General features: G+C 65.7%; 21 protein-coding genes. All 21 read right to left on the reverse strand.

Annotation, left to right across the window (positions count from 1 at the left end; all coding sequences use genetic code 11):
- Positions 1 to 37: 37 nt before the first annotated feature.
- The 21 genes from rpsS to E1263_RS12280 all read right to left on the reverse strand — a co-directional run bounded on the left by rpsS (position 38) and on the right by E1263_RS12280 (position 25,640).
- The gene (rpsS, locus tag E1263_RS12180) at positions 38 to 319 is read right to left on the reverse strand and encodes a 30S ribosomal protein S19 (RefSeq protein ID WP_130441496.1); all 282 of its coding nucleotides are present in this window, start codon (positions 317 to 319) and stop codon (positions 38 to 40) included.
- Positions 320 to 334: 15 nt separating this feature from the next.
- Positions 335 to 1,168, reverse strand: a complete 834-nt coding sequence (rplB, locus tag E1263_RS12185) for a 50S ribosomal protein L2 (protein ID WP_132167354.1) — start codon at positions 1,166 to 1,168, stop codon at positions 335 to 337.
- Complete coding sequence (gene rplW, locus E1263_RS12190) at positions 1,168 to 1,473, reverse strand: 50S ribosomal protein L23 (RefSeq protein WP_132167355.1); 306 nt, start codon at positions 1,471 to 1,473, stop codon at positions 1,168 to 1,170. The genes rplB and rplW overlap by 1 nt, the downstream gene beginning before the upstream one ends.
- A complete protein-coding gene (gene rplD, locus E1263_RS12195) occupies positions 1,470 to 2,165 on the reverse strand; it encodes a 50S ribosomal protein L4 (protein ID WP_132167356.1) in 696 nt (231 codons plus the stop codon). Before rplD ends, rplW begins: the two co-directional genes overlap by 4 nt.
- Positions 2,162 to 2,815 (reverse strand): 50S ribosomal protein L3, encoded by a 654-nt coding sequence (rplC, locus tag E1263_RS12200; protein ID WP_132167357.1) that lies wholly within the window; start codon positions 2,813 to 2,815, stop codon positions 2,162 to 2,164. The genes rplD and rplC overlap by 4 nt, the downstream gene beginning before the upstream one ends.
- Before the next feature lie 16 nt (positions 2,816 to 2,831).
- The gene (rpsJ, locus tag E1263_RS12205; RefSeq protein ID WP_012923688.1) at positions 2,832 to 3,140 is read right to left on the reverse strand and encodes a 30S ribosomal protein S10; all 309 of its coding nucleotides are present in this window, start codon (positions 3,138 to 3,140) and stop codon (positions 2,832 to 2,834) included.
- Positions 3,141 to 3,509: 369 nt separating this feature from the next.
- Positions 3,510 to 4,703, reverse strand: a complete 1,194-nt coding sequence (gene tuf, locus E1263_RS12210; RefSeq protein ID WP_132167358.1) for an elongation factor Tu — start codon at positions 4,701 to 4,703, stop codon at positions 3,510 to 3,512.
- A 72-nt stretch (positions 4,704 to 4,775) separates the two neighbouring features.
- Positions 4,776 to 6,836, reverse strand: a complete 2,061-nt coding sequence (gene fusA / locus E1263_RS12215; RefSeq protein WP_238161200.1) for an elongation factor G — start codon at positions 6,834 to 6,836, stop codon at positions 4,776 to 4,778.
- 122 nt (positions 6,837 to 6,958) lie between these two features.
- Positions 6,959 to 7,429 carry a 30S ribosomal protein S7 gene (gene rpsG / locus E1263_RS12220; protein WP_132167360.1) on the reverse strand — a complete coding sequence of 157 codons (471 nt, stop codon included), beginning with the start codon at positions 7,427 to 7,429 and terminating at the stop codon, positions 6,959 to 6,961.
- A complete protein-coding gene (gene rpsL, locus E1263_RS12225) occupies positions 7,429 to 7,803 on the reverse strand; it encodes a 30S ribosomal protein S12 (protein WP_012923692.1) in 375 nt (124 codons plus the stop codon). The genes rpsG and rpsL overlap by 1 nt, the downstream gene beginning before the upstream one ends.
- 406 nt (positions 7,804 to 8,209) lie before the next feature.
- Positions 8,210 to 9,532, reverse strand: a complete 1,323-nt coding sequence (locus E1263_RS12230) for a nuclear transport factor 2 family protein (protein ID WP_132167361.1) — start codon at positions 9,530 to 9,532, stop codon at positions 8,210 to 8,212.
- 169 nt (positions 9,533 to 9,701) lie between these two features.
- A complete protein-coding gene (locus E1263_RS12235) occupies positions 9,702 to 13,562 on the reverse strand; it encodes a DNA-directed RNA polymerase subunit beta' (protein ID WP_132167362.1) in 3,861 nt (1,286 codons plus the stop codon).
- 67 nt (positions 13,563 to 13,629) lie between these two features.
- Complete coding sequence (rpoB, locus tag E1263_RS12240; protein WP_132167363.1) at positions 13,630 to 17,115, reverse strand: DNA-directed RNA polymerase subunit beta; 3,486 nt, start codon at positions 17,113 to 17,115, stop codon at positions 13,630 to 13,632.
- A gap of 288 nt (positions 17,116 to 17,403) precedes the next feature.
- A complete protein-coding gene (locus tag E1263_RS12245; RefSeq protein WP_132167364.1) occupies positions 17,404 to 18,081 on the reverse strand; it encodes a hypothetical protein in 678 nt (225 codons plus the stop codon).
- Positions 18,081 to 18,581 carry a hypothetical protein gene (locus E1263_RS12250; protein WP_132167365.1) on the reverse strand — a complete coding sequence of 167 codons (501 nt, stop codon included), beginning with the start codon at positions 18,579 to 18,581 and terminating at the stop codon, positions 18,081 to 18,083. The genes E1263_RS12245 and E1263_RS12250 overlap by 1 nt, the downstream gene beginning before the upstream one ends.
- Positions 18,578 to 19,867, reverse strand: a complete 1,290-nt coding sequence (locus tag E1263_RS12255; RefSeq protein ID WP_132167366.1) for an MCE family protein — start codon at positions 19,865 to 19,867, stop codon at positions 18,578 to 18,580. The genes E1263_RS12250 and E1263_RS12255 overlap by 4 nt, the downstream gene beginning before the upstream one ends.
- Complete coding sequence (locus E1263_RS12260; protein WP_132167367.1) at positions 19,864 to 21,081, reverse strand: MCE family protein; 1,218 nt, start codon at positions 21,079 to 21,081, stop codon at positions 19,864 to 19,866. The genes E1263_RS12255 and E1263_RS12260 overlap by 4 nt, the downstream gene beginning before the upstream one ends.
- Positions 21,078 to 22,274: an MCE family protein gene (locus E1263_RS12265; protein WP_132167368.1), complete on the reverse strand. Its 1,197-nt coding sequence runs from the start codon at positions 22,272 to 22,274 to the stop codon at positions 21,078 to 21,080. The genes E1263_RS12260 and E1263_RS12265 overlap by 4 nt, the downstream gene beginning before the upstream one ends.
- Positions 22,271 to 23,281, reverse strand: a complete 1,011-nt coding sequence (locus E1263_RS12270; protein ID WP_132167369.1) for an MCE family protein — start codon at positions 23,279 to 23,281, stop codon at positions 22,271 to 22,273. The genes E1263_RS12265 and E1263_RS12270 overlap by 4 nt, the downstream gene beginning before the upstream one ends.
- Entirely contained in the window at positions 23,278 to 24,315 is a 1,038-nt protein-coding gene (locus tag E1263_RS12275; protein WP_132167370.1) for an MCE family protein, read from the reverse strand. The genes E1263_RS12270 and E1263_RS12275 overlap by 4 nt, the downstream gene beginning before the upstream one ends.
- The gene (locus tag E1263_RS12280; RefSeq protein ID WP_132167371.1) at positions 24,312 to 25,640 is read right to left on the reverse strand and encodes an MCE family protein; all 1,329 of its coding nucleotides are present in this window, start codon (positions 25,638 to 25,640) and stop codon (positions 24,312 to 24,314) included. Before E1263_RS12280 ends, E1263_RS12275 begins: the two co-directional genes overlap by 4 nt.
- Positions 25,641 to 25,642: the final 2 nt, after the last annotated feature.

Here is a 25,642-nt window from a genome sequence, read left to right on the forward strand (position 1 = left end):
TCCGTAGGTTGCTTTCGCGTCGTCAACTGACCAGCGGTCAGCGACGCCGTGACTTCCGGTCGTCCTTCTCGTGACCCTTGAACGTCCGGGTCGGGGCGAACTCGCCGAGCTTGTGCCCGACCATCGCGTCCGTCACGAACACCGGCACGTGCTTGCGGCCGTCGTGCACCGCAATCGTGTGGCCGATCATGTCCGGCACGATCATCGATCGGCGGGACCAGGTCTTGATAACGTTCTTGGTGCCCTTTTCGTTCTGCACCTCCACCTTCTTTGCAAGGTGGTGGTCGACGAACGGGCCCTTCTTCAAGCTGCGTGGCATTCTGGCCGGCTCCTATCAGCGCTTCTTGCCGGCCTTGCGGCGCCGGACGATCATGCGGTCGCTTTCCTTGCGGGTACGGGTACGCCCCTCGGGCTTACCCCACGGGGACACCGGGTGGCGTCCACCCGAGGTCTTACCCTCACCACCACCATGCGGGTGGTCGACCGGGTTCATCGCGACACCGCGGACGGTCGGGCGCTTGCCCTTCCAGCGCATCCGGCCCGCCTTGCCCCAGTTGATGTTCGACTGCTCACCGTTGCCCACCTCACCGAGGGTGGCGCGGCAGCGCACGTCGACCATCCGGACCTCGCCGGACGGCATCCGCAGGGTTGCCATCCGACCCTCCTTCGCCACCAGCTGAATGCTGGTACCGGCGGAGCGGCCCATCTTGGCGCCACCGCCCGGACGCAGCTCAACCGCGTGGATCGTGGAGCCGACCGGGATGTTGCGCAGCGGCAGGTTGTTGCCGATCTTGATGTCGGCGGCCGGACCGTTCTCGACGACGGTGCCCTGCTTCAGGTTCGTCGGGGCGAGGATGTAGCGCTTCTCGCCGTCGACGTAGTGCAGCAGTGCGATCCGCGCGGTGCGGTTCGGGTCGTACTCGATCTCGGCAACCTTCGCCGGGACGCCGTCCTTGTCGTACCGCTTGAAGTCGATCAGGCGGTACGCACGCTTGTGACCGCCGCCCTGGTGCCGAGTGGTGATCTTGCCGCTGTTGTTGCGGCCACCCTTCTTCGGCAGCGGGCGGAGCAGCGACTTCTCAGGCGTCGATCGGGTGAGCTCGACGAAGTCGGCCACGCTCGAGCCACGACGGCCCGGCGTTGTCGGCTTGTATTTGCGGATACCCATTACGACTGGCCTCCGAAGATATCGATGCGGTCGTCACCCTTGAGGGTCACGATCGCCCGCTTGGTGTCCGGGCGCTTGCCCCAGCCCGACCGGGTGCGGCGACGCTTGCCCTTGCGGTTCAGCGTGTTGACGTCGTTGACCTTGACCTTGAACACCTTCTCGACCGCGAGCTTGATCTCGGTCTTGTTGGCGTCGGTGGCCACCTCGAACGTGTACTTCTGCTCGTCCAGCAGGCCGTAGCTCTTCTCGCTCACGACCGGCCGCAGCAGCACGTCCCGCGGGTCCTTGTTCACCCCGTGACTCATGCTTCAACCTCCTGCTCGGCCTCGGTCGACGTTGCGACGGCCTTCACGGACTTACCTTTCGGCGCGCCGGCGACAAAGGTGTCGAGGGCGGCCTTGGTGAAAACGACCGCGTCGCTGCAGAGAACGTCGTACGCGTTCAGCTGGTCAGCGGCGATCAGGTGCACGTGCTGCACGTTGCGCAGGCTCAGCCAGGTGCTCTCGTCGGCGCGGTCCACGACGACGAGCGCCTTACCCGGGTCGGTGACCAGGGCCAGGACGTTCAGCGCGCCCTTGGTGGACGGGGTGTCGCCGTCGAGGAAACTCTCGACCACGATCACCCGGCCGTCACGGGCCCGGTCCGACAGCGAGCCACGCAGCGCGGCAGCGATCATCTTCTTGGGGGTCCGCTGGCTGTAGTCACGCGGCGTGGGGCCGTGAACGACGCCACCACCGGTGAACTGCGGCGCGCGGGTCGAGCCCTGACGGGCGCGACCGGTGCCCTTCTGGCGGTACGGCTTGGCGCCACCACCGGACACCTCGCCCCGGCGCTTGACCTTGTGCGTGCCCTGACGAGCAGCAGCCAACTGGGCCACCACGACCTGGTGGATCAGCGGGATGTTGACCTGGACGTCGAACAGCTCGGCCGGAAGCTCGGCAGAACCCTTCTTAGTGACCTTGTCGCCCTTCACGGCGACGACGTCGACGGTGCTCACTTGGCCCCCTTCGCGGCGTTACGGATCAGCACGAGGCCGCCCTTGGGTCCGGGAACGGCACCCTTGAGCAGGATCAGACCGCGCTCCACATCGACCGCGTGCACGGTGATGTTCTGCGTGGTGACCTTCTCGTGGCCCATCCGGCCCGACATCTTCATTCCCTTGAAAACCCGGCCGGGGGTGGCGCAGCCGCCGATGGAACCCGGCGAACGGTGCTTCTTGTGCACACCGTGGCTGGCGCGGAGGCCGTGGAAGCCGTGCCGCTTCATGACACCGGCGAAGCCCTTGCCCTTGCTGGTGGCGGAAACGTCGACCAGCTCACCGGCCTCGAATGCCTCGGCCTTGATCTCCTGGCCCAGCGTGTACTCGCTGGCGTCGGCGGTCCGCAGCTCGAGCAGGTGGCGGCGAGGAGTCACGCCGGCCTTCTCGAAGTGGCCGCGCATCGGCGAGGTCACCTTGCGGGGGTCGATGTCGCCGAACGCGATCTGAACGCCGTCGTACCCGGCGTCAGCCGAGGTACGGACACCGGTGACGACACACGGGCCGGCCTGGATCACGGTGACGGGGACGACTCGGTTGTTCTCGTCCCAGGTCTGGGTCATGCCGAGCTTGGTGCCCAGCAGCCCTCGCGTGTTTTTAGTGTTGCTCATTGGCTGTTCGCGTCCCTCAGAGCTTGATCTCGATGTCGACACCGGCCGGCAGGTCGAGCCGCATCAGCGAGTCGACGGTCTTCGGCGTGGGGTCGATGATGTCGATGAGCCGCTTGTGGGTGCGCATCTCGAAGTGCTCGCGGCTGTCCTTGTACTTGTGCGGCGAGCGGATGACGCAGAACACGTTCTTTTCCGTCGGCAACGGCACCGGGCCAGCAACCTTCGCACCAGTACGCGTCACCGTGTCGACAATCTTGCGTGCCGAGCTGTCGATGACCTCGTGGTCGTAGGCCTTCAGCCGGATGCGGATCTTTTGTCCCGCCATCGCTTCGCTTCGTCCTTCTCTATCGTCTTCGTTGCGTTGCTCCGACCCCCGCGGTCGGGTGTGTCGCCGTGTGCCTAAAAATCTGCGCGGCACACGCGTGACTCACCGCTTCGTCGATCGGGATGGTGATCGGGGCTCGGTCTCGGACCGGGCCTCGGCATGGTCTCCGGTCCGGCGCACCAGCCAACTGGAACAGTTGGGGCGCGCCCCGGCAACCTCGCCTGAGCAACCTGAATATTGTGCCAGAGATCGGCGTCGAAACGCCAATCGGGTGGCTTTGAGCCCGATCCCAGCCCACCTGAGCAGGGATCGAGCGCAAAGCAGAGGTCCGCGGGGCTCAGACTGCGAGCCCTCGCGGACCTCGTGAGATCACTTGAGGATCTTGGTGACCCGGCCGGCGCCGACGGTGCGGCCACCTTCACGGATCGCGAACTTCAGGTTCTCTTCCATGGCGATCGGCTGGATCAGCTCGACGTTCATGTCGGTGTTGTCGCCCGGCATGACCATCTCGGTGCCCTCGGGGAGGGTAACGACGCCGGTCACGTCCGTGGTGCGGAAGTAGAACTGCGGGCGGTAGTTCTGGAAGAACGGCGTGTGCCGGCCGCCCTCTTCCTTCGAGAGGATGTAGACCGAAGCCTCGAAGGCGGTGTGCGGGGTCGTGGTGCCCGGCTTGATGACAACCATGCCGCGCTCGACGTCCTCGCGCTTGGTGCCACGAAGCAGCAGACCGACGTTCTCGCCGGCCTCACCGGTGTCGAGCAGCTTGCGGAACATCTCGATGCCGGTGACCGTGGTGGTCTGCTTGGCCTCGCGGATGCCGATCAGGTCGACGGTCTCGTTGACCTTGACCACACCGCGCTCGATCCGGCCGGTGATGACGGTACCGCGACCCGTGATGGTGAAGACATCCTCCACCGGCATCAGGAACGGCTTGTCGATCTCGCGGACCGGCTGCGGGATGTAAGCGTCGACGGCGTCCATCAGCTCGATGATCGACTCGGCCCACTTGGCGTCACCCTGCAGTGCGGGGTGCGCGGCGACCCGGACGATCGGCGCGTTGTCGCCGTCGAACTCCTGGTCGGAGAGCAGCTCGCGAACCTCGAGCTCGACGAGCTCCAGGATCTCCTCGTCGTCGACCATGTCGCACTTGTTCAGCGCGACGACCATCGCCGGCACGCCGACCTGACGGGCGAGCAGCACGTGCTCACGCGTCTGGGGCATCGGGCCGTCGGTGGCGGCGACGACCAGGATCGCACCGTCCATCTGGGCCGCACCGGTGATCATGTTCTTGATGTAGTCCGCGTGCCCCGGGCAGTCGACGTGGGCGTAGTGCCGGGCCTCGGTCTGGTACTCGACGTGCGCGATCGAGATCGTGATACCGCGCTGACGCTCTTCCGGCGCCTTGTCGATCTGATCGAAGGCCGACGCCTCGTTCAGGGTCGGGTACTTGTCGTGCAGCACCTTGGTGATCGCCGCGGTAAGAGTGGTCTTACCGTGGTCGATGTGACCGATGGTGCCGATGTTGACGTGCGGCTTAGTCCGCTCGAACTTCGCCTTAGCCACTGGGGCCCTCCTGGAAAGTGTTGACTTACGCCGTACGCCGACGCGCTGTGGGTTGGTTGGACCGGAGCGAGATTACTCGCCGCGGGCCTTCTTGATGATCTCTTCCGCCACGTTCTTCGGAACCTCGGCGTAGGAATCGAACTGCATCGAGTACGACGCACGGCCCTGGGTCTTCGACCGCAGGTCACCGACATACCCGAACATCTCGGACAGTGGCACAGAGGCCTTGATCGCCCGGCTGCCACCGGGGCCCTCGTCCATCGACTGGATCTGGCCACGACGGGAGTTGAGGTCGCCGATCACTTCACCCATGTAGTCCTCGGGGGTGATGACCTCGACCGAGAACATCGGCTCGAGGATGATCGGCGTCGCCCGCCGGGCGGCGTCCTTGAAGGCCATCGAACCGGCGATCTTGAACGCGAGCTCCGAGGAGTCCACGTCGTGGTAGGCACCGTCGGTCAGCGTGACCTTGATGTCGACCATCGGGTAGCCGGCAAGGACGCCGAACTCCATCGCTTCCTGAGCGCCCTCGTCCACCGACGGGATGTACTCCCGGGGGACACGGCCACCGGTGACGGCGTTGACGAACTCGTAGCCACCCTCGCCACCGGACTCGACCGAAGTCGGCTCGATGTTGATGATCACACGCGCGAACTGACCCGAACCACCGGTCTGCTTCTTGTGCGTGTAGTCGACCTTCTCGACCTTCTTCTTGATCGTCTCGCGGTAGGCGACCTGCGGCTTGCCGACGTTGGCCTCGACGCGGAACTCGCGCTTCATCCGGTCGACCAGCACCTCGAGGTGCAGCTCACCCATACCGGCGATGATCGTCTGGCCGGTGTCCTCGTCGGTCCGGACCTGGAAGGTCGGGTCCTCCTCGGCGAGCCGCTGGATCGCGACGCCCAGCTTCTCCTGGTCGCCCTTCGACTTGGGCTCGATGGCGACCGAGATGACCGGAGCCGGGAACTGCATCGACTCCAGCACGACCGGCTTGGCCGGGTCGGACAGCGTCTCACCGGTGGTGGTGTCCTTGAGACCCATCACCGCGACGATGTGACCGGCGCCGATCGACGCAATCTCTTCACGCTTGTTCGCGTGCATCCGGTAGATCTTGCCGATCCGCTCCTTGCGCCCCTTGGTGGGGTTCAGGACCTGCGTACCGGTCTCGAGCGTGCCGGAGTACACCCGGATGAAGGTGAGCTTGCCCAGGTGCGGGTCGGCGGCGATCTTGAACGCCAGCGCCGAGAACGGCTCGCTGTCGGCCGGCTTGCGCAGCACGACCAGCTCGCTGTCCTTGACGTCGCGGCCCTCGATGGCCGGGACGTCGAGCGGGCTGGGCAGGTACGCGTTGATCGCGTCGAGCAGGGGCTGGACGCCCTTGTTCTTGAACGCCGTACCGGTGAGCACAGGGGTCAGCTTGGAACCGATGGTCGCGCGGCGGATGCCGGCCACGACCTGCTCCTGGGTGGGCTCAGTGCCCTCCAGGTACAGCTCCATGATCTCGTCGTCGGCCTCGGCCAGCGTCTCGATCAGCTTGTCGCGCCACTCGGCGGCGAGCTCGGTGTGGGTGGCCGGGATCTCCTCGACCGTGTAGTCCTCGCCCATGGTGGTCTCGCCACGCCAGGTGAGGGCCCGCATGCCGACCAGGTCGACAACACCGATGAAGTCGGACTCCGCACCGATCGGCAGCTGCAGCACCAACGGTGTCGCGGCCAGCCGGTCGATGATCATGTCGACGCAGCGCATGAACTCCGCGCCGGTGCGGTCCAGCTTGTTGACAAAGCAGATCCGCGGTACGCCGTACCGGTCCGCCTGGCGCCACACGGTCTCGGACTGCGGCTCGACACCGGCGACACCGTCGAACACCGCGACAGCGCCATCGAGGACGCGCAGCGAGCGCTCGACCTCGACCGTGAAGTCGACGTGCCCGGGGGTATCGATGATGTTGATGGTGTGGTCTTTCCAGATACAGGTCGTCGCGGCGGACGTGATCGTGATGCCGCGCTCCTGCTCCTGCTCCATCCAGTCCATCGTGGCGGCGCCGTCGTGGACCTCACCGATCTTGTACGTGATACCGGTGTAGAAGAGGATCCGCTCCGTCGTCGTCGTCTTACCGGCGTCGATGTGAGCCATGATTCCGATGTTGCGGACCTTGGCCAGGTCGGTGGTGATTTGTACGGCCACCTCGGTGGTCTACCTCTCGATTCTGTGCTGCATAAAAAGTGTGAGTGCAGGGGTCCGGAGCGGACCCCGGATCACCAGCGGTAGTGAGCGAAGGCCTTGTTGGCTTCGGCCATCTTGTGCGTGTCCTCGCGGCGCTTGACCGAGGCACCCAGACCGTTGGAGGCGTCCAGGATCTCGTTCATCAGGCGCTCGGCCATCGTCTTCTCGCGACGAGCGCGGGAGTACGACGTCAGCCAGCGCAGGGCCAGCGTGTTCGAGCGGCCCGGCTTGACCTCGATCGGCACCTGGTAGGTGGCGCCACCGACACGACGGCTCTTCACCTCGATGCTCGGCTTCACGTTGTCCAGCGCGCGCTTGAGCGTGATGACCGGGTCGGTGCCCGTCTTCGTCTTCGTGCCCTCGAGGGCCGTGTAGACGATGCTCTGCGCGATCTGCTTCTTGCCGTCGACCAGGATCTTCGAGATCAACTGGGTGACGAGCGGTGAAGCGTAGACCGGGTCGATGATGACCGGCCGCTTCGGGGCGGGACCCTTGCGCGGCATTAGCTCTTCTCCTTCTTCGCGCCGTAACGGCTGCGAGCCTGCTTACGGTTCTTCACACCCTGGGTGTCGAGCGAACCGCGGATGATCTTGTACCGGACACCGGGCAGGTCCTTCACACGACCGCCACGCACGAGCACGATCGAGTGCTCCTGCAGGTTGTGGCCGACGCCGGGGATGTACGCGGTGACCTCGATGCCGCTGGTCAAGCGAACACGCGCAACCTTGCGAAGGGCCGAGTTCGGCTTCTTCGGCGTGGTGGTGTAGACGCGTGTGCACACACCGCGACGCTGAGGGGAACCCTTCAGGGCGGGCGTCTTGTTCTTGGACACCTTGTCCTGGCGGCCCTTGCGGACCAGCTGCTGAATGGTGGGCACCGCGTAGGTCTCTTTCTGTCGTCCGGCTTTCTGCTCATGCTGTGTGCCTGACCCCCGCGGTCGGGTGTGTCGCGTGCACACGGGCGTACCGGAGCCGTAATCTTTCAGACTGTCGGCAAGAGTCCCGTGCCACGCGCGCAGACCCAATTATTTCGAGGGGCACGCATGACGGCCCAGGATGACCCGGGCACGATCGTTAAGAGTAGCGGCTGCCTCCAGCACGGTCAAAATGACTAACCGGACCACATCGAGGCTGGGCCGCGTTTCTAGTCTACAGGCTCCACGGGGTACCTCTCACCGCTACGGCAGCAGGTATCGCCACCAGACCAGTGGGAGCCTGGACCGGCGCCGCCCCAGCGGCGCCGCAGCACGTCCAGCAGGCGGATCCTTGTCTCACCCCAGTGGGTCAGGAGCGGAACTCGACCTCGGCGATCAGGCCTTCGCTGACGCGGTACAACGCGATCCGCGCCACCGGCTCGCCACTGTCGTGGACCACCTGGTGCTCAACCACCCACTCGCCGAGCATCAGTTTCTGCATCACTTCGGTCTTGCAGCTGCCTGCGTCGAACAGCGGCCGATAGAGCTCACGGAGGAAGCGGCGGCCCTTCATCTCGGTGCCATCGGCAAACGAGATCCGGGCCGTCGGCGAATACATCGCCAGGAACGCCTCCAGATCGTGCGCTGCGTACGCCGAGTGCTCCCGCCCGACAACCCGTGCGGCAGCAGTGTCAGCGGCTCCGAACGAGCTGGAGATCGAGCTCAGCAGGTCGGTGGTCTCCGGCAGCTGCGCACTGGCGGGCGCGGCAGCTGCGGGGGTGGGGGCAACAGTCTTGGCAGGCGCTACGACTGCTTCGGCGATGGGGAGCTCTTCCTTGACCGGTTCGGGTTTCGGCTTCGAGGCCGCCGTCGTCCGGCGGGTGCTGGTGGTCGTGGTGGTGCTAGTAGTAGTGGCGACAGCGACTCTCGCCTTCGGTGGCGGGACAAGCAGGCCGTCGTGGGTCCCCGGCTCTTCGCCCAGGTGGGCGATCGCCCAGTCCAGAGCCTTGGTGACGGCGGCGCGTGATTCTTCGGTGTGGTCGAGCATGTCGAACCCGTGGTGCCCTTTCGGTACGTCGATGATGTCCAGCGCAGTGCCACCCGCGGAGACGAACTCCGCAACGGGGCCGGCGAGCTCAGCCCGCTCGAGCCCGACCTTGGTGAGCAGCACCGGCAGGTCCTTGTGTTTGCCGATGACCTCGGCAGCGTTGACCAGATCGTCGACACCGGGCGGTGTGGCGAGCATTGGATAGGTGAGGGCGACGCCGCGCAGCCAGTCGGGGCGGCTGTCCAGCCACTCCCCCGCCAGCAGGCCGGCACCGGAGAAGAACCACAGCACGACCCGATCCGGGTCGACGTGCGGATCAGAACGCAGTACGCCGATCGCTGCCTCCACCTCGTCGGCGGCGACGGACAGCTTGTCCAGGCCATTGATGAGGCTGTGATCGACGACCGCGGCCACCGCTCCACGGCGAGCGGCGGCGGTCGCATATCCCTGGTAGACCGGCCATTCCCGAGGTGTCGCCTCGAGATCGGGCGGCGCGGGACCACCGTGCACAAAGAGAATCGCACCGTGCCGGGCGCTGCCGGCCGGGCGGTAGAAGTCGATCTCGCCGAGCCTGTCGACACGCACCCCGGGCCCGTCCGGCACACCGAGGACGAAGGGGCGCAGATAGCCCGGAAGATCCGTCATGCACCAATCTTGGACTATGCCCCGGACACTTCGAGCCACCACCCCGAGTGTCCCTGTGATCACGATCCGAAACGACCGATTTCCCTTACCCGCAAAGCGTTTGAAGTACCCCGAAAACGCCGGTACGGCGGCACCCCCGAAGGGATACCGCCGTACCGGATGACTCTGATCAGTTCTGGTACGAACCGAGGTCGAAGTCGTCGAGCGGGACCGACTGCCCGGCGGACGGACCGAAGTCGTAGTCGTACGACTCGTAGCCGACCATCGAGTACATCGCGGCCTTCGCCTCCTCGGTGGGCTCCACCCGGATGTTGCGGTAACGGTCCATGCCGGTACCCGCCGGGATCAGCTTTCCGATGATGACGTTTTCCTTCAGACCGACCAGGGAGTCGGACTTGCCGTGGATCGCGGCCTCGGTGAGGACGCGGGTCGTCTCCTGGAAGGAGGCGGCCGACAGCCACGACTCGGTGGCCAGCGAGGCCTTGGTGATACCCATCAGGACCGGACGGCCGGAGGCCGGCGTCCCACCCTCGGAGACCACGCGGCGGTTCTCGCCCTCGAACAGAATCCGGTCGGCGAGCTCACCCGGAAGCAGGTTCGCGTCACCGGACTCGATCACCGTGACCCGGCGCAGCATCTGCCGGACGATGATCTCGATGTGCTTGTCGTGGATGGCCACACCCTGCGACCGGTACACGGCCTGGACCTCGTCGACCAGGTGCTCCTGCGCCTTGCGAACACCCAGGATCCGCAGCACTTCCTGCGGGTCCGGCGTGCCCTGCATGAGCTGCTGGCCGACCTCGACGTGCTGACCCTCTTCGATCAGCAGACGACCACGCTTCGACACCGGGTAGGCGACCTCCTCGGAACCGTCGTCCGGGGTGAGCACCAGCTTCCGGGTCTTGTCGGTGTCCTCGATCGAGATCCGGCCGGCCGCCTCGGAGATCGGCGCCTTGCCCTTCGGCTGACGCGCCTCGAACAGCTCGACGACACGCGGCAGACCGTGGGTGATGTCATCACCCGCGACACCACCGGTGTGGAAGGTACGCATCGTCAGCTGCGTGCCCGGCTCACCGATGGACTGGGCCGCGATGATACCGACGGCCTCGCCGATGTCGACCGGCTTGCCGGTCGCCAGCGAACGCCCGTAGCACTTGGCGCAGGTACCGGTCTTGGCGTCACAGGTCAGCACAGAGCGGACCTTGACCACCTTGACGCCGGCCGCGATCAGCTTCGCGATCGAGACGTCGCCCAGGTCGGCGCCCGCGGTCAGCACGATGCTGCCGTCGGCTCCGGTCGTGTCGGTGGCCAGCGTCCGTGCGTAGGCGCTGGTCTCGACGTTCTCGGCGTGGACGACGACCCCGTTCGGGCCGTCCTCACCGATCAGCTTGGGCAGACCGCGCTCGGTGCCACAGTCCTCCTCGCGGATGATGACGTCCTGCGAGACGTCCACCAGACGACGGGTCAGGTACCCCGAGTCGGCGGTCCGCAGCGCGGTGTCGGCCAGACCCTTACGAGCACCGTGCGTCGCGATGAAGTACTCGACGACGGACAGACCCTCGCGGAAGTTGGCCTTGATCGGCCGCGCGATGATCTCGCCCTTCGGGTTGGCCACCAGGCCACGCATACCGGAGATCTGCCGGATCTGCATCATGTTGCCTCGAGCACCCGAGTGGACCATCATCCAGATCGGGTTGTACTTGTCGAAGTTCTCTTCCATCGCCTTGCCGACCTCGGCGTTGGCTCCGGTCCAGATCTCGATCAGTTCCTGACGCCGCTCGGACGAGGTGATCAGACCCCGCTCGAACTGCTTCTGGACCTTCTCGGCCTGCGCCTCGTACCGCGCCATGATCTCCGGCTTGGACGGCGGCGTGGAGAAGTCGTCGATGGACACGGTGACACCGGACCGGGTGGCCCAGCGGAAACCGAGATCCTTCAACGCGTCGAGGGCGTGCGCGACCTCGACCTTCGTGTACCGCTCGGCCAGATCGTTGACGATCCCGCCGAGCTGCTTCTTGCCGACCTCGAGATTCACGAACGGGTAGTCACTCGGCAGCGTCTCGTTGAACAACGCCCGGCCGAGTGTCGTCTTCAGCGCGAACCTGCCGTCCGAGAGCGGCTCCGAACCCTCCGGAGCGCCGGCGCCGGCGAGACGCAGCGTGACCTCGGCCTGCAGCGACAGCTCGTTGCGGTCGAAGGCCATGATCGCCTCGGACACGGAGCTGAACGCCCGGCCCTGACCCAGCGCGTCGTCCTTCAGGATCGTCAGGAAGTAGATCCCGATGATCATGTCCTGGGTCGGCATCGTGACCGGACGGCCGTCAGCAGGCTTCAGGATGTTGTTCGTCGACAGCATCAGGATCCGCGCCTCGGCCTGGGCCTCGGCCGACAGCGGCAGGTGCACCGCCATCTGGTCACCGTCGAAGTCGGCGTTGAACGCCGAGCAGACGAGCGGGTGGATCTGGATCGCCTTGCCCTCGATGAGCTGCGGCTCGAACGCCTGGATACCCAACCGGTGCAGGGTAGGCGCGCGGTTCAGCAGCACGGGGTGCTCGGTGATGACCTCTTCCAGCACGTCCCAGACCTGGGCGCGCTGACGCTCGACCATCCGCTTGGCGGACTTGATGTTCTGCGCGTGGTTGAGGTCGACCAGCCGCTTCATTACGAACGGCTTGAACAGCTCCAGCGCCATCGCCTTCGGCAGACCACACTGGTGCAGCTTCAGCTGCGGGCCGACCACGATGACCGAACGGCCGGAGTAGTCGACGCGCTTGCCCAGCAGGTTCTGACGGAAACGACCCTGCTTGCCCTTGAGCATGTCGGACAGCGACTTCAGCGGCCGGTTGCCCGGGCCGGTGACCGGACGGCCACGGCGGCCGTTGTCGAACAGTGCGTCGACGGCCTCCTGCAGCATCCGCTTCTCGTTGTTGACGATGATCTCGGGCGCACCGAGGTCGAGCAGCCGCTTGAGGCGGTTGTTCCGGTTGATCACCCGGCGGTACAGGTCGTTCAGGTCGGAGGTGGCGAACCGGCCACCGTCGAGCTGGACCATCGGCCGCAGGTCCGGCGGGATGACCGGGACGCAGTCCAGGACCATACCCATCGGGCTGTTGTTGGTGGCCAGGAACGCGGTGACGACCTTGAGCCGCTTCAGGGCGCGGGTCTTGCGCTGGCCCTTACCGGTCTTGATCGTCTCGCGCAGGCTGTCGGCCTCGGCCTTCAGGTCGAAGGTCTCGAGCCGGCGCTGGATCGCCGCCGCGCCCATCGCCCCGGCGAAGTACTTGCCGAAACGCTCCTTCATGGCGCGGTAGAGGATCTCGTCACCCTCGAGGTCTTGGACCTTCAGGTTCTTGAACCGGGTCCAGACCTCGTCGAGGCGGTCGATCTCGCGCTGCGCACGGTCGCGCAGCTGCTTGACCTCACGCTCGGCACCTTCCTTCACCTTGCGGCGAACGTCGGCCTTCGCGCCCTCGGCCTCGAGCTGGGCGAGGTCCTCCTCGAGCTTCTTCATCCGGGTCTCGATGTCGTTGTCGCGCCGGTTCTCGAGCTGCTTGCGCTCGACGTCGGTCCGGCCCTCCAACGACGCGAGGTCACGGTGCCGTGCCTCGTCGTCGACGTCGGTGATCATGTACGCCGCGAAGTAGATGACCTTCTCGAGGTCCTTCGGGGCGAGGTCGAGCAGGTAACCGAGTCGCGACGGGACACCCTTGAAGTACCAGATGTGGGTGACCGGCGCGGCCAGCTCGATGTGGCCCATCCGCTCGCGGCGAACCTTCGAGCGGGTGACCTCGACGCCACACCGCTCGCAGATGATGCCCTTGAAGCGAACGCGCTTGTACTTACCGCAGTAGCACTCCCAGTCCCGGGTGGGACCGAAGATCTTCTCGCAGAACAGACCGTCACGCTCAGGCTTAAGCGTCCGGTAGTTGATCGTCTCCGGCTTCTTGACCTCGCCGTGCGACCACTGGCGGATCTCATCCGCAGTGGCCAGGCCGATCCGAAGCTCGTCGAAGAAGTTCACGTCGAGCACGATGTGTTAACTCCCGTTGTTGAAGTGGTCTGAGTGAAGTGGCAGTTGATCGAGAGCGGCAACCCGCTCAGACCTCTTCGACGCTGTTCGGCTCACGCCGGGACAGGTCGATACCCAGTTCCTCCGCAGCGCGGAAGACGTCCTCTTCGCTGTCGCGCATCTCGACCCGGCTTCCGTCGGACGAGAGGACCTCGACATTCAGACACAGAGACTGCATTTCCTTGACCAGAACCTTGAAGGACTCCGGGATACCCGGCTCCGGGATGTTCTCGCCCTTGACGATCGCTTCGTAGACCTTGACCCGGCCGACCACGTCGTCCGACTTGATCGTGAGCAGCTCCTGCAGCGCGAAGGCGGCACCGTAGGCCTCGAGGGCCCACACCTCCATCTCGCCGAACCGCTGACCACCGAACTGCGCCTTACCACCCAGCGGCTGCTGCGTGATCATCGAGTACGGACCGGTCGAGCGGGCGTGGATCTTGTCGTCCACCAGGTGGTGCAGCTTCAGCATGTACATGTAGCCGACGCCGACCGGCTCCGGGAACGGCTCACCCGAACGACCGTCGAACATCCGCGCCTTGCCGGTGCTGTTGACCATCCGGTCGCCGTCGCGGTTCGGCAGCGTCGAGCCGAGCAGGCCGAGGACCTCTTCTTCGCGCGCACCGTCGAAGACGGGGGTTGCGACGTTGGTCATCGGAGGAGCTTCGCCGGCGCCGATCTTGATCAGCCGCTGGGCCCACTCTTCCGTGCTGTCCGGGTCGACCTTCCAGCCGCGGCTGGCCACCCAGCCCAGGTGCGTCTCGAGGACCTGACCGACGTTCATCCGGCCGGGCACGCCCAGCGGGTTCAGGATGATGTCGACCTGGGTGCCGTCTTCCATGAACGGCATGTCCTCGACCGGCAGGATCTTCGAGATGACGCCCTTGTTGCCGTGGCGTCCGGCGAGCTTGTCGCCGACGGAGATCTTGCGCTTCTGGGCCACGTAGACGCGGACCAGCTGGTTGACGCCCGGCGGCAGCTCGTCGCCGTTGTCCCGGTCGAAGACCCGGACCCCGATGACGGTGCCCTGCTCGCCGTGCGGAACCTTCAGCGACGTGTCGCGGACCTCGCGCGCCTTCTCACCGAAGATCGCGCGCAGCAGCCGCTCCTCCGGGGTCAGCTCGGTCTCGCCCTTGGGCGTGACCTTCCCGACCAGGATGTCACCGGTGGTGACCTCGGCGCCGATCCGGATGATGCCGCGCTCGTCCAGGTCGGCCAGCATCTCGTCGGAGACGTTCGGGATGTCCCGGGTGATCTCCTCCGGACCCAGCTTGGTGTCACGGGCGTCGACCTCGTGCTCCTCGATGTGGATCGAGGTCAGCAGGTCCTGCTGCACGACGCGCTGCGACAGGATGATCGCGTCTTCGTAGTTGTTGCCTTCCCATGACATGAACGCCACGAGCAGGTTCCGGCCGAGGGCCATCTCGCCCTCGTCGGTGCACGGACCATCGGCCAGCGGCGACCCGATCTCGACCCGCTGCCCGGCATCGACCAGCGGACGCTGGTTGATGCAGGTGCCCTGGTTCGAGCGACGGAACTTCTGCAGCCGGTAGGTCTGGTAGGTGCCGTCGTCGGCGGCGATCTCGATCAGATCGGCCGAAACCTCCTTGATCACACCTGCCTTCTCCGACACGACCACGTCACCGGCGTCGACCGCGCCACGGAACTCCATACCGGTACCGACCAGCGGCGCGTCCGAGGTGATCAGCGGCACCGCCTGGCGCTGCATGTTCGAGCCCATCAGCGCGCGGTTGGCGTCGTCGTGCTCGAGGAACGGGATCAGGGCTGTCGCGACCGACACCATCTGGCGCGGGGAGACGTCCATGTAGTCCACGTCCGCGACGAGCGCGAGCTCGACCTCACCGTGGCGACGACGGACCAGCACGCGGTCCTCGGCGAGCCGGCTGTCGTCGGTCAGCGCGGCGTTGGCCTGCGCAATGACGAACCGGTCTTCCTCGTCGGCGGTCAGGTAGTCCACCTGGTCGGTGACGAGACCCTCGATGACCTTGCGGTACGGCGTCTCGACGAAGCCGAACGGGTTCACCCGGCCGTACGACGCGAGCGAGCCGATCAGACCGATGTTCGGGCCTTCCGGGGTCTCGATCGGGCACATCCGGCCGTAGTGCGACGGGTGCACGTCTCGAACCTCGAAGCCGGCCCGCTCACGGCTCAGACCACCCGGGCCGAGCGCGTTCAGACGACGCTTGTGGGTCAGACCCGCAACCGGGTTCGTCTGGTCCATGAACTGCGACAGCTGCGAGGTTCCGAAGAACTCCTTCAGCGCCGCAACCACCGGACGGATGTTGATCAGGGTCTGCGGCGTGATGGCCTCGACGTCCTGGGTCGTCATCCGCTCGCGAACCACGCGCTCCATCCGGGCCAGGCCCGTCCGCAGCTGGTTCTGGATCAGCTCGCCGACCGTACGCAGCCGCCGGTTGCCGAAGTGGTCGATGTCGTCTTCCTCGACAACGATCTCACCGGTCGGTGCGGGCAGCTCGGTCTTGCCCTCGTGCAGGGCGACCAGGTACTTGATCGTGGCGACGATGTCGTTGATCGTCAGCACGGCCGTGTCGTGGGTCTCGTCGCGACCCAGCTTCTTGTTGATCTTGTAGCGGCCGACCTTGGCCAGGTCGTAGCGCTTGCCGTTGAAGTAGTAGTTCTCCAGCAGCGCCTGGGCAGCCTCGCGCGTCGGCGGTTCGCCGGGACGCAGCTTGCGGTAGATGTCCAGCAGCGCGTCGTCCTGCCCGGAGGTGTGGTCCTTCTCCAGGGTGAGGCGGATCGACTCGTACTCGCCGAACTCCTCGAGGATCTGCGCGTCGGTCCAGCCCAGGGCCTTCAGCAGCACGGTGACGTTCTGCTTGCGCTTGCGGTCCAGCCGGACTCCGACCATGTCCCGCTTGTCGACCTCGAACTCCAGCCACGCACCGCGCGACGGGATCACCTTGGCGGTGAAGATGTCCTTGTCCGACGTCTTGTCCGGCGTGCGCTCGAAGTACACACCGGGCGAACGGACGAGCTGCGAGACGACGACCCGCTCGGTTCCGTTGATGACGAAGGTGCCCTTGCGCGTCATCAGCGGGAAGTCACCCATGAAGACGGTCTGGCTCTTGATCTCGCCGGTCTCGTTGTTCATGAACTCGGCGGTGACGAACAGCGGCGCCGAGTAGGTGACGTCGCGCTCCTTGCACTCGTCGACCGTGTTCTTCGGCGGCTCGAATCGGTGGTCGCGGAAAGACAGCGACATGGTGCCGCTGAAGTCCTCGATCGGGGAGATCTCCTCGAAGATCTCTTCCAGGCCGGAGGGGCCGGACAGTTCGGTCCGTCCTTCGGCTTCGGCGGCGGCCACGCGGGCCTGCCAGAGTTCGTTGCCGACCAGCCAGTCGAAACTGTCCACCTGCAGCGCGAGCAGATCGGGAACCTCGAGAGGCTGCGCGATCTTCGCGAAGGAGATACGGCGGGGAGAGCCGGAAACGTCGGAAATGCTGTCGGACTGGGGGTTGCGCGAGGCGACCAAGGGGCGTCCTTCCACGGGCTCGCAAACTTCGGTGCTGGAACTTCGGTGCTGGCACTTGCGGTAGCTTCAGAGCGCAGGCCAAACCACCCCAGTCAAGTCGAGACCCAAGCCGAGGTGGAGTAAAAGCAGCGCAAAGCGATAGGCTACCCGATACGGGCAAGCCTGTCCAATGGGGTCCGATAGTTTGCCTTCGGACCACCCTTTCCGTCAAGGACCGACCCGGTGTCTCCAGTAGGTAGATCACCTACGAGCCTGCCGGCGTCCTCTTGGTGCGGAGTTACACAGAGACTACAGTCCGGCGATCTCCTGGACCAGCCATTGACCGTCTTTTCGGACCATCGTGAAGCGGGTCCGGTTCAGATCGACCCGGGGTTTACCCTGCGTGATCGTGCTGGTGGTGGTCTGGTTCACGAAGATGATCAGCGTCACCCGGTCGGCATCGCCGTCGCGGACCCCGACCTCGCGGACCTCGGCCTTCACCGTCGCCTTGGACTTGGCCGCCAGCTCGCCGGCCACCTTGGCGGTCTCGTCGAACTTGCCGGCGAACTCCGGGGTCATCGTCGCCCGCGCCGCCGCGAAACTCTTGCCCAGGTCGCGGTAGTCGTAGCTGAGCGCGGTCTCGGCCGCCTTCCGGCCCGCCGCGGCCGCCTGGCTCCGGGCGTCGTCAGCCTGCTTGCCCTGCCAGGCCTTGATCCCGAGCACCGCCGCCACGGTCAGCACCAGGACGATCAGGACGCCGAGAAGAGCGAACAAGACGCCGCCAACCGGACCCTTTTCACTACGTTCAGTAACTACAGGCGGTGCCGGAGGCGCCTCGGAGGGCACCTCTTCGGCCTCAACTGTGTCCTGAGTCACAGACTCAAACGCTTCATCGAGTACGTCGTCGCGTGGCTCCCCGGTCACCGGAACCACACCCGTACGGCGCTGCCCTGCGATCCGCGGGCGGTTGCGCGGACGATCCGTCATCAGCCCACCACCTGCAGGTCAGCCGTCAGCCAGCGGTCCTTCTCGCGGACCATGTCCAGCTTGATCCGGTACCGGCGCTCCACACCCTCGGTCGACGCGGTGTTCGTGACGAGTGCGTTGACGATCACCAGGACCTCGGCCGAGTCCTTGTCCCCGGACACCACCGCGGCCTCCTTCACATCGCCCTTGGACGTCGCCTTGTTGGCCGCCACGTCCGTCTTCACCGCCTGGATCCCGGCCTCGAACTCCTGCCGGAACTGCCCGGTGGAGTCGTCGAGGACACGCTTCGAGTCCGCGTCCCAGGTCTGGTAGTCGTACGTCGTGAAGTCCAGCGCGAGCTGCCGCGCGGACTTCATCGCGCCCTCGCGCAACGCCTTGTCCTGGCGCTGCTTCTGCAGCGCGATCACCGACAGAGTTGCGGCGGCGAGGGCGATCACCAGCAGGACGCTCAGCGCCCACGCCACGATCAGCTTGCCCCGCCTTCCGTTGCCCGAAGTCACTTGCCGGTCACCGGTCCGAGAATGAGAGCCTTCCAGGAATCACTGCCGAGCAGGTCCTGCTGTCCACCGGTCGAGCCGAGGATCATGTCCGGCGACCCGACGGTACCGCCCACTTCGCCGGTCGCCGGGTCGTAGCCGACTCCGGTCCCGACCCGGTTGCTCCCCGCGCGCGATGACGGGGTGGGCTTGTTCTGCGCGCCACGGACATTCGTTCCGGTCGACGGCGACGCCGTACAGCCCGCTTTTGTCGCTGCCTTGGTGTCCGTGGTGTCCTGCGGGACGCGCCAGTCCTTGACGTAGCCGGCCCGGCAGGCCGGCGGGGAGAACCCGAGGACCAGCCCGAAGTGGGCGTCGTAGTGCCCGCTCCCGGGGTCCTTGGCCGCGACGACGTAGCCACCCATCGACACCGCCGGATACACCACGAGCAGTTGCTCGACGGCATCCAGCCGGACAGCGGTCAGTTGGCTCACCGTCAGCAGGTTACCCAGCAGCACCGCGATGTCCGCGCGGTTGTCCTGGATCAGGCCGGTGATCTGGGTCGAGGCCGCCGAGCCCTGATCGATCACCTTGCGCAGGTTCGTGTCCGAGCTGACCAGGGTGTCGGACAGCAGCGCGAGGTTCTTCGCCCAGGTCTTGATGGCGTCGCCGCTGGCCACCTGGGTCGCCAGCACGGTGTCGCCGTCGTTGATCAGCTTGATGGTCTGCAGGATGTTCGCATCCGCATCGTCGATCAGCTGACCGGAGCTGTCGATGATCTTCTGCAGGTCGGTCCCCCGGCCCTTCAGCGCGGCGCCGAGCTCCTTGACCGTGGTCCGCAGGCTTTCCTTGTCGACCGAGTTCACCAGCTCGTCGAGGTTCAGCAGCAGCTCGGTGGTGTCGATCGGGATCGCGGTGTTCTCCCGGTCGATCCGCGAGTGATCCTTCAGGTACGGCGCTCCGTCGCGGCGCGGCTGAAGATCGACGTACTGCTCGCCGATCGCGGACCGGTTCGCCACAACGGCGAGCAGGTCGTTCGGGACCTTGTTCTTCTTGTCGATGTTCAGGTCGACCAGAACGCCGTCGGGCAGCAGCTTCAGCTCACCGACCCGGCCGATCGGCTGGCCGCGATACGTCACCTCGGCGCCTTCGAAGATGCCGCCGGACTCGGCGAAGCTGGCGCTGACCGTGAAGTCCTGGTCCCACAGCAGCTTGTCGACCTGCGCGTACCGCGCGCCGACGAACGCGATCCCGACGACAGTGATCAGCAAGAACACCATCAGCTGGATCCGGACTCCCCTGGTGATCACTTGACCACCCCCGGCATGAGCGCCCGGGCCAGATCGGGATCGAACGCGGCCCGGTTGAGCTTCGGGCCACAGATCGGCAGCAGGAGCACCGTCACACAGGTGGTCGCCCCAGCGGTCGGCTTGGTCGTCGGCTTACTGCCGGGCTTCGTCGGAAGGTGCACCGGAAGACTCACTCCGAGCGTCGGAATCGCAGTCGGCCCGACCGTCGGCAGATCCAGCCCGAGCAGGCCCTTGAGGAGCTTCTGGGTGTTCAGATCCAAGGTGATGCCCAGGTTGGTGTAGTCACCTTGCACGCCGCGCGCCGCGTTGTCCGGGAACGGGTAGGTGAACAGCAACTCGAGGGACTTCGGCAGGTTCTCCCCTGCCTCGACCAGCTTGGTCAGGATCGGGTAGAGCGACTGCAGGTTGGCGACCAGGTCCTTCTGCGCCGAGGTGATCACCCGAGTCGCAGTGCTGCCGAGGGTCGACAGCGCCTGCAGCGTCTTGACCAGCGCGGCCCGCTGCTTGTCCAGGGTCGCGATCGACTTCGGCAGCGAGTCGATCGCCGTCGCCAGCGTTTCCTTCTGGGCGTTCAGCTTCTTGGCCAGCGCGTCGACCGCGGTGATCGCGGTGACGATCTTCTGCTTGTTCTGGTCCAGGGTGCCGACGAAGGTGTCCAACTGGGTGAGCACGCTCTTGATGGCCGGCTCGTTGCCCGTCAGGGCCTTGTTCAGCTCCTGGGTGATGATCTGCAGCTGCGCGACGCCACCGCCGTTCAGCAGCAGCGACAACGCGCCCAGGACCTCTTCAACCTCGACGTTGCTGGCCGTCCGGGACAGCGGGATGACCTCGCCGTTCTCGAGCCGGCCGCGCGGGGCCTCCGCGCCGGTCGGCTGCGCCAGCGACACGAACTTCTCGCCGAGCAGGCTGGTCTGGCGGATCGTCGCGCGCTCGTTGTCCGGCAACTCAAGGCTCTTGGGCAGCTTGATCCGCACCTTGGCGACGTACCCCTCGAGCCAGACCTTCTCGACTGTCCCGACCGTCACGTCGTCGACCTTCACCGTCGACTTCGGCACCAGGTCCAGTACGTCGGTGAACTCGACAGTGACCGTGTACGACGGCCCTTTGATCTTCGCGCCACCGGGCAACGGCAGCGAATACACGCTGAAGTCACACCCGGTCAGCGTCATGGCCAAGGCCACAGCTCCGGCGACAAACGCAGTACGGCGTCTCATTTGACCAGTCCCCCGAGTGTCGGGTCGACGGGGTCTGGGCTGACCCGCTTGAGCGGCTCGCCCGTTGCCCCGGCCCACGGCGTACCGGCTGGGCCACCGCTGGCGGGTGCGCCGCCGGTCAGGCCGCTGAGCAGCGGCAGCTTGGGCAGTGCGTCCAGGACTGGCTTGAGCAGGGAGCAGGTCGAGAGCTTCTGGCCGACCTGCAGCAGCAGCGAGCAGATGAACGACGACGGGTTGTCGAGCTGCGCCAGGTTGATCCGCTGGTCCAGCGTGCCGAACTGCGGGTTGTACACCCGGGCCAGGTTGCCCAGGGCCAGCGGCGCGGTGTCGAGGATCTCGGCCAGCGCGGCCTTCTCCTTGACCAGGATCTGGGAGAGCTCGGTGGCTCCGGAGACTGTGCTCTTCACCAGCGTCCGGTTGTCCTTCACGAATGTCGCGACCTCGCCGAGCGCGGTCGCGAGCAGCGACAGCGCAGCAGTCAGGTCCTTGCGCTCACCGGCCAGCGTCGTCGACGTTGCGGCGAAGTTGGTGTTGAACTGCTTCACCAAAGCGTCGTTCGCGGCGAGCGCGGAGACGAAGGTCTGCAGCTGCCGGATCGTCGAGAACAGGCTCTGCGAGTTCCCGGCGAGCGTCCCGGTCAGCTTGGACACGTCGGTGATGGTCTGGTTGAGCTTCGCGCCCTGGCCGTTCAGGTTCTTCGCCGAGACGTCCAGCAGCCGCGAGAGAGCGCCCTGGTCGTTGGCACCCTTGGGACCGAGCGCGACAGACAGGTCGTTGAGGCTCTGGTAGATCTGATCGAGCTCCAGCGGTACGGCGGTCCGCTCGATCGGGATCTGCGCTCCGTTGGCCATCGTGTCGCCCTTGGAGTACACCGGCGTGAGCTGCACATACCGGTCGGCGACGATCGACGGCGCTGCGATGACGGCCTTCGCGGTGGCCGGCACCTTGTGCTTGGCCTCCCACCAGAACTTCACCCGGACCGTCCGCCCGGCCGGGGTGACACTCTCTACCTCGCCGACCTTGATGCCGAGGATCCGGACATCGGAGCCGGGGTAGACCGAGATCGCCCGCGGGAAGTACGCCGTCGCCGACACCCGCTCGGGGTTCGGCCAGAGCGAGACCACGCTGATCGCGAGGATCACCACGACCACGCCGATCGCGATCCAGCGGGAGAACGACGAGATCTTCGTCATCGTTTGCCTCCCAGGATCGGCGGCAGGCCGAGGTCGATCGCCGGCAGCGGCACCTCGGGCACCGGCACCAGGTTCTGCAGGTAGACGTCGAACCACGGCCCGGTACCGAGCGTGTTGGTGAAGACCCGGACGAACGGCGCCAGGCCCTTGATACTCGCGTCCAGGTCGTTCTGGTTCTTCAGCAGTACGGCGAGGACAGCGTTCACCTTCTGCAGCGTCGGGCCGAGGTCCTTGCGGTTCTCCCGGACCAGCGCGGTGATCTGCGCGGACAGCTTCTGCGTCGAGACCAGCAGTTGGTGGATCAGCGCCCGCCGGGCCTGCACGGCCTGGAAGACGGTGTTGCCGTCCTTCATCAGCTTGATCAGCTGCGCGTTGCGGTCGGCAAGGACCTTGGTGACCGTGTTCGAGTGCTGCAGCAGGAGCTTCAGCTGCTCATCGCGCTTGGCCACGTTCCGGGAGAGGCGCGACAGGCCGGTCAGTGAGGCCTGCACCTCCTCCGGAGTGTTCTTGAACGTCGTCGAGAGCGTGTCCAGGGCCTTGGCCAACTGGGCGGTGTCGATCCGCTCGGTCGTGTTCGCGAGATCCGAGAAGGCATCCACCACGTCGTACGCCGCTACTGTCCGCGCCAGCGGGATCTCGGAGCCGGCCTTCAGCTCGCCGCCGCCGGACGGGTTCAGCTTCAGATACTTCTGGCCGAGCAGCGTCTTGATCTTCATCTCGGCGCCGGTCTGGTCGCCCAGCTTCACGCCCTTGTCGACGACGAAGTCGACCCGGACGTGCGTCCCGTCGAGCTCGACCTTGCGCACCTGCCCGACCCGAACCCCGGCCACCCGGATCTCGTCGTTCGGCTTCAGGCCGCCGGCCTCGGAGAACTGCGCGGAGTACTTGGTCCCGCCACCGATCAGCGGCAGGTCCTGCGCCTTGAACGCGGCCAGCATGATCAGCCCGATCACCGTCAGGCCGATGACGCCGATCGTCACCTGGTTCTGTTCGCGGAACGGCTTCACGGCTTCTTACACCTCGCCGAGTTGTTCTCGTAGTTCACCGGGATGCGAGTGCCCAGCGGGAGCGTGACGTTGCCGTCGAAGTTGCACAGGTAGAAGTTGAACCAGGACCCGTACGACGCGGTGCGGGTCATCGTGTTCAGCTTCTCGGGCATGTAGTTCAGCGTCTTCACCCAGATGCCCTGCGTGTCGTCCAGCGTGGTCGAGAGCGTCCGCAACCGATCCAGGTCTGCCTTGATCGGCACCCGGGTCTGCTGCAACAGGCCGGCCGTCTTGGTGTTCAGCTGGTTGATCGAGCCGAGCGAGTTCAGGATCGGGTTGATGTCCTGGCTGAGTCCGGTGATGAACTGCTGCAGGTTGACCAGCAGCTGGGAGAAGTTCTGCTGGCGCTGCGACACGATCTGCAATGTCGAGGTCAGGTTGGTGATCAGGCTGCCGATCACCTCGTCGGCATCGGCCAGCGTGGTCGTCAGCGATGCGGTCTTCGCCAGCAGCGACTCGATCGTGCCGCCCTCACCCTGCAGCACCTTGATCACCTCGAACGCGAACTGGTTCACGTCCGCCGGAGTGAGCGCGGTGAACAGCGGCTTGAAGCCGTTGAACAGCACCGACAGATCGAGGGCCGGCGCCGTCCGCTCCTTGGGGATCAGCCCGTTCGCCTTCAGTCGCTCGCCACCACCGACGCCATCGGTCAGAGCGACGTACCGGTTGCCGACGAGGTTGCGGTAGCGCAGCGTCGCCTTGGTCGAGGTGTCGACGACCTGATCGGAGTCGACGCTGAAGGTCACCAGCGCGAGAGTGTTTTGGTAGAGCGCGATCTTGTCGACCTGCCCCACCTTCACCCCCGCGATCCGGATGTCGTCACCCTGGTTCAGCCCGACCGCGTCGGTGAAGACGGCCCGGTACTTCGTCGTCGCGTTGAAGGTGATGTTCCCGATCGTCACCGCGAGCAGCGCGGTCGCGACCGTGGTCACCACGACGAAGATCGACAGCCGGATGATGTCCAGCGAGGTCTTCTTGTCCAGCAGCTTGGTCATTTGAGATTCACCTGCCCGCCCCTCAGCAGCGGTCCTACCAGCAGCGTGGTCAGATCCGGTACGTCGCTCGCCGGGATCCCCATCGCCGGAGCGACGACCGAATCCACGACTGCCTGCTCGGCCGGCGTACCGACGCCCTGGGTGTCCATCGCGAACCCGGGCATCGCGCGGTTCAGCGTCAGCGGGATCGGGAAGCGTGTCTTCTTGTTGTGGTCACCGACCACGCCGTCCTCGCCGGTGATGTACGGCGCTGGGTTGTCCTGCGTGTACGGACCAGGCTTCTCACCCGGGTGCGAGTAGTTCTTGCCGACACAGGTCGGCCCGCGCTTGTCCTTGTACGCCGGCAGCTCGTTCGGCTCGTACGGCGTCGGCTGGTTGGTGATCAGCTCGAGGTTGATGTTCAGCCGTCCGTTGCGGAACGTGTCGTTGAGGATCGGGGTGGTGTCCGTCATCACCTTGAGGAAGCACGGTACCTCGGGCGAGTAGCGCTCCAGCAGATCCAGCACCGGCCGGCTCACTTCGCCGAGCTGAATGACGCGGTCCTCGTTCTGCTTCAGGAACGTGTCCGTCGTCGACGACAACGTCTGAACGTCGACGAAGAACTTCTGCAGCTGTTGTTCCTTCTCCACGACCGTGTTCCCGGTGATGGTCAGGTTCCGCAGCGCGCGCACGAGATCCGGCGTCGCATCGCCGTACAGGTTGGAGACCTGGGTGAGCTTGGTCAGCGCGTCCATCAGCTTCGGGACGTTCGGGTTCAGCTTCTTCAGGTAGGCGTCGAGCTGGGTCAGCGTCCCGGCGATCTCGGCGCCGCGGCCTTCCAGCGCGGTGGCCAGCGTGTTCAGCGTCGCGTTCAGGTCGGCCGGGTCGACCGCCTGCAGCAACGGCAGAGCGTCGTTCAGCACCTTCTCGATCTCGATGCCGACCGCGGTCTTGTCCCGGGCGATCACGTCACCGGCCCGGATGTGCCGGCCCTCGGCGCCGGTCGGCGGAACCAGCGCGACGTACTTCTCGCCGAACAGCGTCTTGGGCAGGATCCGCGCACTGACCGCGCTGGAGATCTCGCTGATCTGCTCCGGCTTCAGCGACAACTTGATCGTCGCGTCGGATCCATCGGTGGAGACGCCGCTGACCTCGCCGACGATGATGCCGCGCAGCTTCACATCCGCGTGCTGGTTGAGCTGCAGGCCGATGTGGCTGGTCTTCAGCTCGACATCGACGGTCTCGGTGAAGACCTTGGCGTAGAAGGCGTAGGTCAGCCAGAGCAGGAAGCACAGCATCCCGATGAACGCGATGCCGAGCGCCTTGTGCGAGAGCCTATTGATCATTG

It is taken from the genome of Kribbella antibiotica, assembly GCF_004349055.1.
GTDB classification, from domain to species: Bacteria; Actinomycetota; Actinomycetes; order Propionibacteriales; family Kribbellaceae; genus Kribbella; species Kribbella antibiotica.

What these genes read in the sequence shown, in the direction of transcription:
- rpsS (WP_130441496.1), bottom strand. Translation starts at nt 319, where the DNA reads ATGCCACGCAGCTTGAAGAAGGGCCCGTTCGTCGACCACCACCTTGCA.
- rplB (WP_132167354.1), bottom strand. Translation starts at nt 1,168, where the DNA reads ATGGGTATCCGCAAATACAAGCCGACAACGCCGGGCCGTCGTGGCTCG.
- rplW (WP_132167355.1), bottom strand. Translation starts at nt 1,473, where the DNA reads ATGAGTCACGGGGTGAACAAGGACCCGCGGGACGTGCTGCTGCGGCCG.
- rplC (WP_132167357.1), bottom strand. Translation starts at nt 2,815, where the DNA reads ATGAGCAACACTAAAAACACGCGAGGGCTGCTGGGCACCAAGCTCGGC.
- rpsJ (WP_012923688.1), bottom strand. Translation starts at nt 3,140, where the DNA reads ATGGCGGGACAAAAGATCCGCATCCGGCTGAAGGCCTACGACCACGAG.
- fusA (WP_238161200.1), bottom strand. Translation starts at nt 6,836, where the DNA reads ATGGCTCACATCGACGCCGGTAAGACGACGACGACGGAGCGGATCCTC.
- rpsG (WP_132167360.1), bottom strand. Translation starts at nt 7,429, where the DNA reads ATGCCGCGCAAGGGTCCCGCCCCGAAGCGGCCGGTCATCATCGACCCG.
- E1263_RS12230 (WP_132167361.1), bottom strand. Translation starts at nt 9,532, where the DNA reads ATGACGGATCTTCCGGGCTATCTGCGCCCCTTCGTCCTCGGTGTGCCG.
- E1263_RS12245 (WP_132167364.1), bottom strand. Translation starts at nt 18,081, where the DNA reads ATGACGGATCGTCCGCGCAACCGCCCGCGGATCGCAGGGCAGCGCCGT.
- E1263_RS12260 (WP_132167367.1), bottom strand. Translation starts at nt 21,081, where the DNA reads ATGAGACGCCGTACTGCGTTTGTCGCCGGAGCTGTGGCCTTGGCCATG.
- E1263_RS12265 (WP_132167368.1), bottom strand. Translation starts at nt 22,274, where the DNA reads ATGACGAAGATCTCGTCGTTCTCCCGCTGGATCGCGATCGGCGTGGTC.
- E1263_RS12275 (WP_132167370.1), bottom strand. Translation starts at nt 24,315, where the DNA reads ATGACCAAGCTGCTGGACAAGAAGACCTCGCTGGACATCATCCGGCTG.
- E1263_RS12280 (WP_132167371.1), bottom strand. Translation starts at nt 25,640, where the DNA reads ATGATCAATAGGCTCTCGCACAAGGCGCTCGGCATCGCGTTCATCGGG.